Genomic DNA, 12,704 nt, shown 5'->3' with positions numbered 1-12,704 from the left:
ATTTGCCCAGAAATCATCCGGCTCTTGGGTCTTAGCTCGGGAGGAGCCGGTTACATCTTGCCGTCGTCCTGGAACACCTGGGTCCAGTCCTTGACCAGGCCGTCGAGCGCATCCTTGGCCGAACCCTGGCCGGCAACGACATAGTCATGGAAGCGCTTCTGCGAGGCCTGCAGCAGCGGCGCGTAGCTCGGCTCGGCCCAGAAGTCCTTCACGATGGCCATCGAGTCGAGGAAGGCCTGCGCGTAGGGCTGGCTGGCTGGGAACTTCGGATCCTTCACCACCGCGTTCAGGCAGGAATAGCCGCCAAGCGACCACCATTTGGCCTGCACGTCCTTGTTGGCGAACCACTTGACGTATTTCAGCGCCGATTCCTGCTTGTCGGAATAGGAGACCACCGAAATGCCCTGGCCGCCGAGCTGTGCGAACTGTGCACCGCCGGGACCCTTTGGATTGACGAAATAGCCGATCTTGTCGCCACCGACATTCTCGTCCTTCTGCAGGCCGGGCCATGTGAAGGCGAAGTTCATGTGCATCGCCACCTGGCCGGATTTGAAGGCATCGACACCTTCGCCCATGTAGCTGTTGGAGGCGCCTGGCGGGGTGCAGCAATCATAGAGCGCCTTGTAGAATTCCAGGCCCTTGACCGCGTCGGGCGAATTGACGAAGCCTTCCATCTCGTAGGGCTTCTTCGGGTTCTCATATTGGAAGCCGTAGCTGTAGAGCACATCCATGGCGCCCATGGTGATGCCTTCGGAGCCGCGCTCTGTGTAGATCGAGGCGCCATAGACGGTCTTGCCGTCGATCTGCCGCTTCTGGAAGAATTCGGCGATCTGCTTCAGCTGGTCGAATGTGGCCGGCGGGCCGAGATCCCAGCCATACTTTTCCTTGAATTCCTTCTGCAGCTCGGGCTTGGAGAACCAGTCCTTGCGGTAGGTCCAGCCGACGACGTCGCCCATGGCCGGCAGCGCCCAGTAGTTCGGCGTGTTCTTCGGCCATTCCGAATAGCCGACGACGGTCGCCGGCACGAAGTCGTCCATGCTGATCTTCTCCTTGTCGAAGAAGTCGTTCAGCTTGACGTAGTGGCCGTTCTCGGCCGCGCCGCCGATCCACTGGCTGTCGCCGATGATCAGGTCGCACAATTTGCCGTGCGAGTTCAGCTCGTTGAGGAAACGGTCGGCATAGTTGGTCCACGGCACGAATTCGAATTTCATGCCGATGCCGGTTTCCTTGGTAAAATCCTTGGACAGTTCGACAAGCGCGTTTGCCGGGTCCCATGCGGCCCAGCACAGCGTCAGGTCTTCAGCGTGCGCGACGTTCGAGACGGCTGTCGACGCTGTAATCGCCGAGGCCAGTCCCAACGCCAGTTTCAAGCTCGATTTCATGTCTTCCTCCCATTTGCGAAACGCGCCCGGATGACGGTTTCAAGAGCCCTCGAACCTCTCTCCTCAGAGGCCTAAACATGGCGGTGTCTCGGCACCGCGGATGTTTAGTAATTTGTTTAGTGATGCAATTTTTACTAAACAAGGCAAGCGAATTCGTTGCTGCGCCGCAACATGACGAAACGGGTGATTGAAATCGTTGGGAAATGACCGCCGGAGAGTTTTTCCGGCAGCCGCTCAGTTGGCTTGGTCGATGGCGTTGGGTTGTGGCGTCACCGGCCGGACCGGCGGCGCGGGCGGCAGCAAGGCGCGTATGTCGGCGAAGGGAAATGTCGGCTCGAAGCGAAAGGCCTCGGCCAGTGAACCGGGGAGGCCGTTGCACTGGCCGGCGCGGAATTCATTCTGGATGCGCGCCCTGTCGACATATTGCTCCGGCCGTTGCGAGCGGTGCGCGCGGATCGCCTGCGTCTTGATGTCCCGATAGGCGGCGATGTCGACATAGTGCGTCGGCGAGAATCCGGTGCCGCCCATCGTGTCGGCATGCAGCACGGGGACGCCGAACGAGGCCGCGATGCGCACGCCGTCCGACAGCGCGCGATGGTCGGCGTGATAGTCGTTGGGCGCGTGCGTGATGACCAGGTCCGGCCCGGTTTCGCGTACAAGCGCCTTCAGCGCGCCGATCAGCGTTGCATCCGCCACCAGTTCGCCATCGGGAAAGTCGAGGAAGCGCGGTGCAGCACCCAGCAGCGCGGCCGCCGCCGTCGCTTCCTCGCGACGGATACGCGCGAGGACCTTGGCATCGCTCTTGCCGCCCCTGGCACCATCCGTGGCCACGGCAAAAGTGAGTTCTGCGCCTTGCGCCGCATAGGCGGCCATCGTACCGAACATGAAGATCTCGATGTCGTCCGGATGCGCACCGAGCGCCAATATTCTCAAGCTACTCTCTCCCGGAAATGGAAAAACGTGCCGAACGGAATCCTGCTCGCCCTGATCGCCTATGCAAGCTATTCGGGCAGCGATGCCGTGATCAAGAGCCTGGGCGGACAGTTCACCGTCTTCGAGATCGGCTTCTTCTCCACCTTGTTCGCCGGCTGTTTCCTGTTCTTCAGCCGCCCCGCGGGTGAACGCTGGCGCGATTTCTGGCGCATGAAGCGGCCATGGGCCGTGCAGGCGCGAGCCTTGGCCGGCATCGCGTCGGGCGTGCTCAGCGTCTACGCCTTCACCCACATTCCTCTTGCCGAAGTCTACGCGCTGATCTTCCTGGCGCCTTTGCTGGTCACCATCCTGTCCACCGTCATCCTGAAGGAAAAGGTCGGCCCCTGGCGATGGCTGGCCGTGGTCGCCGGCTTTGCCGGGGTGATGCTGGTGGTGCGGCCGGGTTTCCGGGAATTGAACCTCGGCCATCTGGCCGCCTTCGTGAACGCCTTTCTCGCCGCGGCCAGTGTTATCCTGCTGCGCTCGCTCGCCCAGCAGGAGAAGCGCACATCGATGCTCGGCGTGCTTGTCGGCTATGGCCTGCTGTTCAACGGAGCTGGCGCCGCCGCCAGCTCCTTCACCTTGCCGAATGCCGTGCAGCTCGTCTGGCTGGCGATGGCCGGCGCCTTCACCGCCGGCGGGCAGCTCATGCAGCTCCTGGCGGCCAAATACGCGCCCGCCAACCGGATCGCGCCGACGCATTATTCGCAGATCGTGTGGGCGGTCATCCTCGGCGCGCTGTTCTTCCAGGAATATCCCGATTGGCTGTCGCTGGTTGGCCTCGCGGTTGTCGGCGCTTCCGGCCTGCTGACGATGGTGCGCGAGGAGGTGAGGCTCGGCACGGTGCGCTGGAACCCGTTTTCGCGGACCCGGCTTTGACCAGGCGCTAGCGCGATAAAGTTGCACGGCGACCGGGACCGCTGATATGCGGGCGCGATGAAGACGAAACCCTTGCCGGAGCTTCCGGTCACAGCTGTGTTGCCGGCGCTCGGCGAAGCGCTTGGCAATGGCAACAGCGCCGTGCTGGTGGCGCCGCCCGGCGCCGGCAAGACGACCCTGGTGCCCTTGGCGCTGCTGGACGCGTCCTGGCTGGGAAGCGGCCGGATCGTTCTGCTCGAACCGCGCCGGCTCGCCGCCCGCGCTGCCGCGCGGCGCATGGCCGAATTGCTGGGCGAGGAGCCGGGTGGTACGGTCGGCTATGCCATGCGCATGGAGAACCGCACCTCGGCCCGGACCAGGATCCTGGTCGTCACCGAGGGCGTGCTGGCACGCATGATCCTCGATGATCCCGAACTGCCCCGTGTCTCGGCGGTCATTTTCGACGAATTCCACGAGCGTTCGCTGGACGGTGATTTCGGCCTTGCCCTGGCGCTCGACGTGCAAGGCGCGCTGCGGCCGGATCTGCGCCTGGTTGTCATGTCTGCGACGCTGGACGGCGCCCGCGTCGGCAAGCTCCTGTCGGGCGCGCCGGTGATCGAAAGCGAGGGCCGCGCCTTTCCCGTCGACATCCGCTACGACGAACGGCCGGCCGGTATTCCGATCGAGGACGCCATGGCCAAGGCGATCCGCGCTGCACTCGCCGACGAAAGCGGCAGCGTGCTTGCCTTCCTGCCCGGCCAGCGCGAGATCGAGCGCACGGCCGAACGGCTGGCCGACAAGGTCGGCGCCGACACCGACATCGTGCCGCTTTATGGCCAGCTCGACGGCAAGGCGCAGGACGCCGCGATCAAGCCCGCGCCGCCCGGTCGCCGCAAGGTGGTGCTGGCAACGTCCATCGCCGAAACCTCGATCACCATCGACGGCGTGCGCGTCGTCATCGATTCCGGCCTGTCGCGGCTGCCGCGCTACGAGCCGGCGAGCGGACTGACGCGACTGGAAACCGTGCGTGTCAGCAAGGCTTCCGCGGACCAACGCGCCGGCCGCGCCGGGCGCACGCAGGCCGGCGTTGCCATCCGGCTGTGGCGCGCCGAACAGACGGCGGCGCTTCCCGCTTTCACGCCGCCGGAAATTCTCGAGGCGGATCTGTCGGGCCTGCTGCTCGACTGCGCCGCCTTCGGTGTTGCCGATCCAACGGCGCTCGCCTTCCTTGATCCGCCGCCCGCGCCGGCGCTCAACGAGGCGAGGGTGCTGCTGCGCGCGCTGGACGCCCTCGACGGGGCAGGCCGCCTGACGGAAGCGGGCATGGCCATGCGCAAGCTCGCTCTGCCGGTGCGGCTCGCGCATATGGTCGCCGAGTCGGCGAGGAGCGGCCATGCCGGGGAGGCGGCTATGTTGGCCGTACTGCTGACCGAGCGCGGCCTTGGTGGCGACGGCGCCGACCTCGAACGGCGGCTGATGCGCTTTCGCGCGGAAAGATCGCCGCGCGCCGTCGCCGCGCGGCAGCTGGCGGAGCGGTTGGCAAGACAGGCGAGCGGCGCGAAGGACAGCGCGGCTGTTCCTGCTGGTCCCTTGCTCATTCACGCCTGGCCGGACCGCGTCGCCAAGGCGCGGGGCGAGCGCGGCCGCTTCGTGCTGGCCAATGGTTCCGGCGCCATGCTCGATGCCGCCGACCCGCTGGCGGGCGAGCCGTTCCTGGTTGTCGCCGACCTGCAGGGCAAGGCGCAGAACGCGCGCATCGCCGCGGCCGCGGCAATTGGCGAGGACGACATCCGCGCCACGCTGGCCGACCGGATCGAAACGCGCCGGCAAACGAGCTTCGATCGCGACCGGCGCGCCGTGCGGGTGCGCGAGACCGTTCGCCTGGGCGCCATCACGCTCGCGGAGCGCATGTTGCCCGCTCCTTCAGGCGCCGAGGCCGACCGCGCCATTCTTGACGCCTTGCGCGAGCATGGGCTGTCGCTGCTGAGCTGGAGCAAGGAGGCCGAGACGCTGCGTCAGCGGCTGTCCTGGTTGCATCGCGGCCTCGGAGCGCCTTGGCCCGATATGTCGGATGAAGCGTTGATCGAGCGCCTCGACGACTGGCTGCTGCCGTTCCTGTCAGGCGCCGCATCCCTGGCCGCCGTCGATTCCGGGGTTCTTGCGGCCGGCCTTGCCTCGCTGGTGCCGCACGACCTCCAGCGCAAGGTCGATACCCTGGCGCCGACGCATTTCGACGCGCCGTCGGGCAGCCATGTGCCGATCCGCTATGACGGCGAATGGCCGGTGCTGGCGGTTCGTGTGCAGGAACTGTTCGGCCTCGACCGCCATCCCTCGATCGCCAACGGCACGGTGCCGCTGACGCTCGAACTGTTGTCGCCGGCGCACCGGCCGATCCAGACGACACGCGACCTGCCCGGCTTCTGGCGCGGCTCCTGGACCGATGTGCGCGCCGACATGCGCGGGCGCTATCCCAAGCATGTCTGGCCGGAGAATCCGCTGCTTGCCGCCGCTACCGCCCGCGCTAAACCGCGCGGGACCTAGCCTTGGACGCTCCGCGGCTGTAATCCATGGCCATGATCAATGTTTTGCGTGCGCCCGATTTCCAGCAAAGCCAGAGGCTGCGTCTCAACACGCTGATCCGGCTGCGCTGGCTTGCCATTGTCGGCCAGAGCGTAACGGTGCTCGTCGTCGCCTATGGCCTGAAATTCCCGCTGCCGGTCAGCCTGTGCTTCGCGCTGATCGCCTGTTCGGCCTGGATGAACCTGTTCCTGGCGTTCCGCTTTCCGGCCGCGCACCGGCTCACTCCGTTAGCCGCTTTCGGCATCCTTATCTTCGACAGCCTGCAGCTTGCCGGCCTGCTCTACATGACCGGCGGCCTGACCAATCCGTTCTCGCTGCTGATGACCGTGCCCGTCGTCATTTCGGCGACCTCGCTGCCCTTGCGCCTGACCGCCATTCTCGGCGGGCTGGTGATGATCGCGGCGACGTTGCTGGTTTTCATCCATCTGCCCTTGCCCTGGTATGAAGGCGCGCCGCTGGCGATGCCTTTCATCTATGTCGCCGGCATGTGGATGGCGGTGCTGTCCTCGATCGCCTTCACGGCCATGTATGCCTTCCGTGTGGCCGCCGAAGCCCGGCTTCTGGCCAATGCGCTTGCCGCCACCGAACTGGTGTTGCAGCGCGAGCAGCACCTTTCGGCGCTCGATGGCCTGGCGGCGGCCGCGGCGCATGAGCTTGGCACGCCGCTCGCCACCATCACGCTTGTCGCCAAGGAGATGGAAAAAGCGCTCGGCAGCGACCCGAAATACGGGGAAGACGTGAAGCTGCTGCGCTCGCAGAGCGAGCGCTGCCGCGAAATCCTCAAGCGCCTGACCAGCCTGTCGTCCGAGGGCGAGGCGCATCTTTCCCGCCTGCCGCTGACCTCGCTGGTCGAGGAGGTCACCGCGCCGCATCGCGACTTCGGCATCTCGATCAAGCTTCGCCCGGGCGAGCGCATCGGGCCCGAGCCGGTCGGCCGCCGCAATCCCGGCGTCATCTATGGTCTCGGCAATCTGGTCGAGAACGCCGTCGATTTCGCTCGCAAGAGCGTTACCGTGCGCTGGAGCTGGGACGAGGCGACCGTCACCTTTTCGATCATCGACGACGGGCCGGGTTTTCCACCCGAGATCATCGATCGCATCGGCGAGCCCTATATGTCGACCCGCCAGGGCACGGAGGCTGGTGGAGGCCTTGGGCTCGGCCTTTTCATTGCCAAGACACTGCTCGAACGCTCGGGTGCCGCGCTCGATTTCCGCAATTCAAGCGGCCTGGGCGAGGGCGCCGTGGTCCAGATTTCGTGGCCGAGAACAGTCTTCCTGAACCCGGAAACGGCCCCCGCCACCATGTTTGACACTGCGTAAATTGGACAATAGCGGCGCAAAACTATATCTGCGTAAAATTAAGGCAGCAGGAATTTTCAAGACAATGACAGGCGATGAAAATATTGGCGCAATGGTTGAAGGCGAAGACACCTCGCTTTTGATCGTCGATGACGACAAGCCGTTCCTCACCCGTCTGGCCCGCGCCATGGAAACCAGGGGCTTCGTGGTCGAGACCGCCGAGAGTGTCGAGGAGGCCGTGGGCAAGGCCCGCGCCAATCCGCCGGCTTACGCCGTGGTCGATATGCGGCTCGGCGACGGCAACGGTCTCGACGTGGTCGCCGCCATCCGCGAGAAGCGCGAGGACTCCCGCACCATCATTCTGACCGGCTACGGCAACATCGCCACCGCGGTGACCGCCGTGAAGCTCGGTGCCGTCGACTATCTGTCGAAGCCCGCCGACGCCGACGACATCTTCGCGGCGCTGACCCGCACCTCGGGCGAACGCGCCGCGCCTCCGGAGAACCCGATGTCGGCCGACCGCGTTCGCTGGGAGCACATCCAGCGCGTCTACGAAATGTGCGAGCGCAACGTTTCCGAGACCGCTCGCCGGCTCAACATGCATCGCCGCACGCTGCAGCGGATACTGGCCAAGCGCGCACCGCGCTAGGATCGGACCGGGTTCGACCCATGGCGACGATGCCAATTGACGAAGCAGGCGCCGCCCCTCATTGCCCTGCCGGGCATTTCTCCCCGTATAGCGACGGGGAGAAAGAAGCTGGCCGCAATGTCGGCGCCCGTCCTGTGACGTCGGCGGTTGGCGAAATCGGCCAATGACAGCGCCCCCTCTCCCCGTCACTATACGGGGAGAGGGGGCCGGCAGGCAGGTGAGGGGGCAGCGCAAACGTCTGTAAGGGCATTTGGCAGAGTATAACGGAGGCGACATGCAGGACTTGAAACAGCGGCCGGTTTCCGTCTTCCGCGAATTTCTCGATAGCGAAGCAGCCGGCGGCATCGTCCTGATGGTGGCGGCGGCCCTTGCCCTGATCGTCGCCAACTCGCCGCTGTCGGGAACCTATTTCTCCGTGCTCCACGCCTATCTCGGCCCGCTCAGCGTCTCGCACTGGATCAATGACGGGCTGATGGCGGTGTTCTTCCTGCTCGTCGGGCTGGAGATCAAGCGCGAGATGCTGGATGGCCAGCTTTCGACATGGCCGCGCCGTGTCCTGCCTGGCATCGCGGCGGCGGGCGGCATGCTGGTTCCGGCGCTGGTCTATGTCGCCATCAACCGCGACAATTCGGCCGCACTGTCCGGTTGGGCGATCCCGACCGCCACCGACATCGCCTTCGCGCTCGGCGTGCTGTCGCTGCTCGGCAGCCGCGTGCCGGCCTCGCTGAAGGTTTTTCTCACCGCGCTCGCCATCATCGACGACCTCGGCGCCGTCATCATCATCGCCATCTTCTACACCAGCGGCCTGTCGCTGGCCTATCTCGGCGCCGCCTTCGCCGTCATTGCCGTGCTCGTCGTGCTCAACCGCATGCGGGTGATGACGCTGGTGCCCTATCTCGTGCTCGGCGCCATCCTGTGGGTGCTGGTGCTGAAATCAGGTGTCCACGCCACGCTTGCCGGCGTCGCCTTGGCGCTGACCATCCCGCTCGAACGCGCGGCCGGGATCGGCCACGACCTCGACCATTCGCCGCTGCACCGGCTGGAGCATGGCCTGCACAAGATCGTGCCCTTCGTCATCATCCCCATTTTCGGTTTTGCCAATGCCGGCGTTTCGCTCGCCGTCCTTAGCCTTGGCGCGCTGATCGAGCCGTTGACGCTGGGCGTCGCCGCCGGCCTGGTGGTCGGCAAGCTCGTCGGTGTGCTCGGCTCGTCCGCGCTTGCCATAAGGCTTGGCCTGGCCGACTTGCCGGCCCATGCCGGCTGGTCACACATGCTCGGCATCTCGCTGCTCTGCGGCATCGGCTTCACCATGAGCCTGTTCATCGGGCTGCTTGCCTTCGCCGGCGACGTGGCCCTGCAGGACGCGGTCAAGGTCGGCATTCTCGCCGGCTCCTTCATCGCCGCCATCCTCGGCGCCGCCGTGCTGCTGATGGCGCCTGCTGCTGGAGCGGAGGGCGGTGACGAGTAGCGGCGGATGCCGGGCAGGCCCGCGAACTACTCGCTTTCCCCTTCCAGAACCGGCACCGAGACGCCGGCCAGTTCCGCCGCCAGCAGCCGCGAGGCACCGGCGCGCGCAATCCGCAGCATCAGCGCCTTGCGCGTCGCCGCCGCCACGCGGTGCTCCGGCGCATCGCGCATGATTTCGGCGCCGTAGCCGTCGGACAGGATGAAGCCGCACTCCTCCGGAAATATCTCGGCCGGCACGCCGGGATGGGTGGCGAAGAAGAAGCGGTCGGAATGCAGCCGGTAGTCCGGCCATTTGCGGTCGACCCTGAAATCCTCGATCGAGGATTTGATTTCGATGATCCAGATATCGCCCTGGCGGGTCAGTGCCACGAGGTCGGCGCGGCGGCCGGTGGCCAGCGACAGTTCAGGCAGCACATGCGCGCCCATTTCCATCAGCAGCCGCTGCACGCCACGCCGCACCAGCATGGCGCGTTCGGACTGGCGACCGTCGATGAGAGGGTTGATTGCGATGGGAGAGATGATTGGCATGACAAGCACCATGCCAGATTCTGTTCACGGTTTGAACCCGTTTGTGCCGGGCGATTATCTGGTTGACAAACCCAAAGTGAAATAGGAATATAAACCTGACAGGCCGGCATGCTGACAATTAGAGCTAGCTAATATATTCTATCCCTCAAAAAGTGAGGGGATCATGAAACAGCCACGGGGATGGATCGCGCTGGCAGGGCTTCTCTTTGCGGGCGACGTAGATGCACACGATTGGTATACCGGCAAAAAAGACCCGGTCCTGCATTATGATTGCTGCGGCAACAAAGATTGCTATCCGATAGACTCTCACTCTGTGAGAGAGACCAAAGACGGCTACTACGTCCGCATGCCCCGTCCTGCCTATCTGAATGAGCCACAAGAGCCAGAGTGGTTTATCCCCAAGGAGCGCGCCCAAGCCTCCCTAGATGACCGCTACCATCTCTGTGAGCGTCTAATGACGTTCTACCGAACGATCATTCCCCACATGAAGTTCGAGGCCTATCATAGATTCAGGTGGACGTGTTTCTTCGTGCCCAAGGGAACGAGTTGAAGCTGACGAAAAAACGTCCGCTGCATACTAGAGGGGTATCCCCATGGTGATAGCTGTCGTCTCGGAACTGTGGCCTTACCCAGAACGGCTCGCCGACTACTTTGCTTTGGCCAAGGAAATACGGCCGCAACTCGAAGCTATTGACGGCTTCATATCGGCGGAGCGGTTTGAGAGTACCATAGAGCCAGGAAAGTACCTGTCCTTTTCACTCTGGCGCGACGAAGCCGCGTTGGCGCGCTGGCGCAATCTCGAAGAGCATCGCGTGATTATGGCTAAAGGCCGTGGCGGCATACTCCGCGACTATCACATACGGGCCAGCGCCGTCCTTTGGGACTACAGCATGGGAAACCGCACAGAGGCGCCTGCTGACTCTCGCGCATTGTATGGCTAGGCGCGCTACCCAGCCATAGGGGAATGGCCGCAAAAACGGATTGTCAGTCGCTTGAAAAGGTGATCGTGATCCTCCACATATTTATTAACGGAAAGTTGGCCCCTTTCTGGAACTCTGTTGACACGAAACCCGTTTTTGGTCAGTGTCAATTACGACTACAAGGGTTGTAGCTATGGAGGTTACGATGCTCGTTAGGGAAGGTGCGCGGGACTAACCCGTGGATTGCACATCACTAGCTAATTCAGGAGCGGCACAAGCGATATACGTTTGTGCCGCTCCGTCGTTTAGCTGGGTTGATCTCTTATCGCCTGCAATCATTCTAATTTCCGTGCTAGTCGCATGGGCTGGCGTCATGTCAGCCAGAGCGATGGGGAGACAGCGCGCGACCTTAGATATGATCGAAAAAGTCGAATCCACACCCCATTATCGTGACCGTCAGAAGGTTTTTTCGGCCAATAGGTTACAAGGAAGCTTCGCCCATTTGCACAACCCGGCGACCGACGTTCTTAAATTAGAACGTCACCAGGTCTTGGACTATCTCAATCACTACGAGCTGGTCTCAATTGGCATTCTACAGAACATCCTAGATGCGGACATTTACCGCAATTGGATGCGCGGACCGTTTGTACGGGATTGGAATGCGGCGTCTCAATTTATCCAGAGAGAGCGTTGGAAGTGGGATAGCGCCAAGGACGAATGGCAGTACTATCACGCTCTTTTCACTCACTTCCAATCCGTCGCCGAGGCTTGGAGTGACGAAGCGATAAAACTCAATGAGGACTATTCACCAGCGCCCGTTGTGCAACCCGCACCAATCGATGAAGCCTATCCTCCGAACGCGGATGGAAGTTCTCTCCCGAACGACCCACGAACTTAGGTTTCGCGTCGCCGCCTAACCAATTCCTTTATCTGTTCCTGGGTCAGCTTCGGCGCGTGGGCAATCTTGTCCACCACGGCTTCAAAGGCGGCGTCGGACTGATCGGTTTTCAGTTCGCGCGCCGCCTCTTTGAACTTATCGATTTGACGCTCATGCGTCGTCTTGTTCGGGTTCTTCGTCATCGCCCATTGATAGCATGGATTCAAACATGCGAAGTTGCTTTCGCAGCTTTCGCAGCCCTTTCAGATCTACGTCCGCCGAGATGATAAGCCGGTCACCAACCATGCGAACATCTGGCATGTTCGGCGGCGGCGGATCGTTCTGGAGTTCGCGCACCGGCGGTATCTTAGCGGCAGCAGGCGGCGCAGCCTGCAAAGTGACTTGTTCCATCTTTACCGCTGCTTTCTCCCCCTTCACGAACACCCACAGTTCGCCTTCGTGCTCTCGAATCTCGTCGATGGGCTTTGGCTCCTTTAGCAGGAACGACCCGTTGATTTCGATCTGCACGAAGTCGCCTACCTTGACCTGCGGAGGGGGCGGCGGGTCACTTGGCGGCGCTATGGCAGAATCGGCTTTTGAGACTGGCTTGTCAAGGCCGGCAAAGGCCAATGTGTCTTTGTACTCCTCAATCAATGACGCTACCGTCGACTGATTATAGCCACGATCCCGCGTTAGATAGGTCGCCAGCACAACATCGGCCGGCAGCATGTTCTGATACCGTTGATAGAGATCGGAATGGATAGCTGGTGTTAACGCAGCCAGTTGCAATGCCTGCGCCCGCTCGGGGCTCCCAGGTACCTTGTCCAAGCCAATCTTGATGCCAAGGTCGCTCACCTTGACCTTGCGGACATCTCCGCGCCCATCATAGTCAACAAGCCCGAAATGGTTGAGGGCCGCCATTGTAGCCCGGGCTCCGCTGCTTTGAGCGCCTATCTCCCAGAGCTTGTAGAACGTTTCAGGCGGATAGGCATTGCGCGCAACCCCCGCATCAATGACGGTTTGCAGACGCTCCACCGCCTTCGACAAAGGGATGGATGGATATGCAGGGCTGCGCCCCTGAGTGATCTTCGGCAGCACGGCCGGCGTTGGCTTGTCGGAAACGTTCATCGCGATCTCCTTTGGCTTTATGCTGGCTTATATACACTGGCTTAT

General features: G+C 62.9%; 13 protein-coding genes. 8 read left to right on the top strand and 5 right to left on the bottom strand.

The annotated features are described in order from the left end of the window. Window positions 1–50: 50 nt before the first annotated feature. A complete protein-coding gene (locus EB230_RS01055) occupies window positions 51–1,382 on the bottom strand; it encodes an ABC transporter substrate-binding protein (protein WP_056569526.1) in 1,332 nt (443 codons plus the stop codon). Window positions 1,383–1,616: 234 nt separating this feature from the next. Continuing rightward, entirely contained in the window at window positions 1,617–2,315 is a 699-nt protein-coding gene (locus tag EB230_RS01050) for a PIG-L deacetylase family protein (protein WP_172371089.1), read from the bottom strand. Window positions 2,316–2,342: 27 nt separating this feature from the next. On the opposite strand from EB230_RS01050, the gene EB230_RS01045 reads away from it, so the two are divergent. The 5 genes from EB230_RS01045 (at window position 2,343) to nhaA (ending at window position 9,207) form a co-directional block, all read left to right on the top strand. Next, entirely contained in the window at window positions 2,343–3,233 is an 891-nt protein-coding gene (locus EB230_RS01045) for a DMT family transporter (RefSeq protein WP_056569532.1), read from the top strand. A 57-nt stretch (window positions 3,234–3,290) separates the two neighbouring features. Next, on the top strand, window positions 3,291–5,753 hold the full coding sequence (gene hrpB / locus EB230_RS01040) for an ATP-dependent helicase HrpB (RefSeq protein ID WP_172371088.1): 2,463 nt from the start codon (window positions 3,291–3,293) through the stop codon (window positions 5,751–5,753). Window positions 5,754–5,779: 26 nt separating this feature from the next. Further along, window positions 5,780–7,111 (top strand): ActS/PrrB/RegB family redox-sensitive histidine kinase, encoded by a 1,332-nt coding sequence (locus EB230_RS01035; RefSeq protein WP_056569538.1) that lies wholly within the window; start codon window positions 5,780–5,782, stop codon window positions 7,109–7,111. A gap of 64 nt (window positions 7,112–7,175) precedes the next feature. Continuing rightward, window positions 7,176–7,739, top strand: a complete 564-nt coding sequence (locus tag EB230_RS01030; RefSeq protein ID WP_010913121.1) for an ActR/PrrA/RegA family redox response regulator transcription factor — start codon at window positions 7,176–7,178, stop codon at window positions 7,737–7,739. Window positions 7,740–8,013: 274 nt separating this feature from the next. Further along, window positions 8,014–9,207 (top strand): Na+/H+ antiporter NhaA, encoded by a 1,194-nt coding sequence (gene nhaA, locus EB230_RS01025; protein WP_056569541.1) that lies wholly within the window; start codon window positions 8,014–8,016, stop codon window positions 9,205–9,207. A 26-nt stretch (window positions 9,208–9,233) separates the two neighbouring features. On the opposite strand, the gene EB230_RS01020 is transcribed toward nhaA, so the two are convergent. Continuing rightward, window positions 9,234–9,734 carry an MmcB family DNA repair protein gene (locus EB230_RS01020; RefSeq protein ID WP_172371087.1) on the bottom strand — a complete coding sequence of 167 codons (501 nt, stop codon included), beginning with the start codon at window positions 9,732–9,734 and terminating at the stop codon, window positions 9,234–9,236. A 163-nt stretch (window positions 9,735–9,897) separates the two neighbouring features. On the opposite strand from EB230_RS01020, the gene EB230_RS32445 reads away from it, so the two are divergent. From EB230_RS32445 to EB230_RS01010, 3 genes are all read left to right on the top strand, one after another. Continuing rightward, complete coding sequence (locus tag EB230_RS32445; RefSeq protein WP_210261334.1) at window positions 9,898–10,284, top strand: hypothetical protein; 387 nt, start codon at window positions 9,898–9,900, stop codon at window positions 10,282–10,284. A 46-nt stretch (window positions 10,285–10,330) separates the two neighbouring features. Further along, window positions 10,331–10,675 carry an antibiotic biosynthesis monooxygenase family protein gene (locus EB230_RS01015; RefSeq protein ID WP_172374960.1) on the top strand — a complete coding sequence of 115 codons (345 nt, stop codon included), beginning with the start codon at window positions 10,331–10,333 and terminating at the stop codon, window positions 10,673–10,675. Between the two features lie 217 nt (window positions 10,676–10,892). Further along, window positions 10,893–11,552 carry a DUF4760 domain-containing protein gene (locus EB230_RS01010; RefSeq protein WP_348646676.1) on the top strand — a complete coding sequence of 220 codons (660 nt, stop codon included), beginning with the start codon at window positions 10,893–10,895 and terminating at the stop codon, window positions 11,550–11,552. Here EB230_RS01010 and EB230_RS01005 read toward each other — a convergent pair. Both EB230_RS01005 and EB230_RS01000 read right to left on the bottom strand, forming a co-directional pair. Continuing rightward, window positions 11,549–11,734, bottom strand: coding sequence for a hypothetical protein (locus EB230_RS01005; RefSeq protein ID WP_172371085.1), 186 nt, complete (start codon window positions 11,732–11,734; stop codon window positions 11,549–11,551). The genes EB230_RS01010 and EB230_RS01005 overlap by 4 nt on opposite strands. Further along, a complete protein-coding gene (locus EB230_RS01000; protein WP_172371084.1) occupies window positions 11,703–12,659 on the bottom strand; it encodes a hypothetical protein in 957 nt (318 codons plus the stop codon). The genes EB230_RS01005 and EB230_RS01000 overlap by 32 nt, the downstream gene beginning before the upstream one ends. Window positions 12,660–12,704: the final 45 nt, after the last annotated feature.

This window comes from Mesorhizobium sp. NZP2234, from assembly GCF_013170765.1.
Lineage (GTDB): Bacteria > Pseudomonadota > Alphaproteobacteria > Rhizobiales > Rhizobiaceae > Mesorhizobium > Mesorhizobium loti_D.
The sequence above is the reverse complement of the archived record's forward strand: the minus strand, read 5'-3'. Positions and strand labels throughout refer to the sequence as shown.

Coding starts and splice junctions, on each gene's coding strand:
- EB230_RS32445 (WP_210261334.1), top strand. CDS start 9,898: ATGAAACAGCCACGGGGATGGATCGCGCTGGCAGGGCTTCTCTTTGCG.
- EB230_RS01005 (WP_172371085.1), bottom strand. CDS start 11,734: ATGACGAAGAACCCGAACAAGACGACGCATGAGCGTCAAATCGATAAG.
- hrpB (WP_172371088.1), top strand. CDS start 3,291: ATGAAGACGAAACCCTTGCCGGAGCTTCCGGTCACAGCTGTGTTGCCG.
- EB230_RS01020 (WP_172371087.1), bottom strand. CDS start 9,734: ATGCCAATCATCTCTCCCATCGCAATCAACCCTCTCATCGACGGTCGC.
- nhaA (WP_056569541.1), top strand. CDS start 8,014: ATGCAGGACTTGAAACAGCGGCCGGTTTCCGTCTTCCGCGAATTTCTC.
- EB230_RS01055 (WP_056569526.1), bottom strand. CDS start 1,382: ATGAAATCGAGCTTGAAACTGGCGTTGGGACTGGCCTCGGCGATTACA.
- EB230_RS01030 (WP_010913121.1), top strand. CDS start 7,176: ATGACAGGCGATGAAAATATTGGCGCAATGGTTGAAGGCGAAGACACC.
- EB230_RS01000 (WP_172371084.1), bottom strand. CDS start 12,659: ATGAACGTTTCCGACAAGCCAACGCCGGCCGTGCTGCCGAAGATCACT.
- EB230_RS01035 (WP_056569538.1), top strand. CDS start 5,780: ATGGCCATGATCAATGTTTTGCGTGCGCCCGATTTCCAGCAAAGCCAG.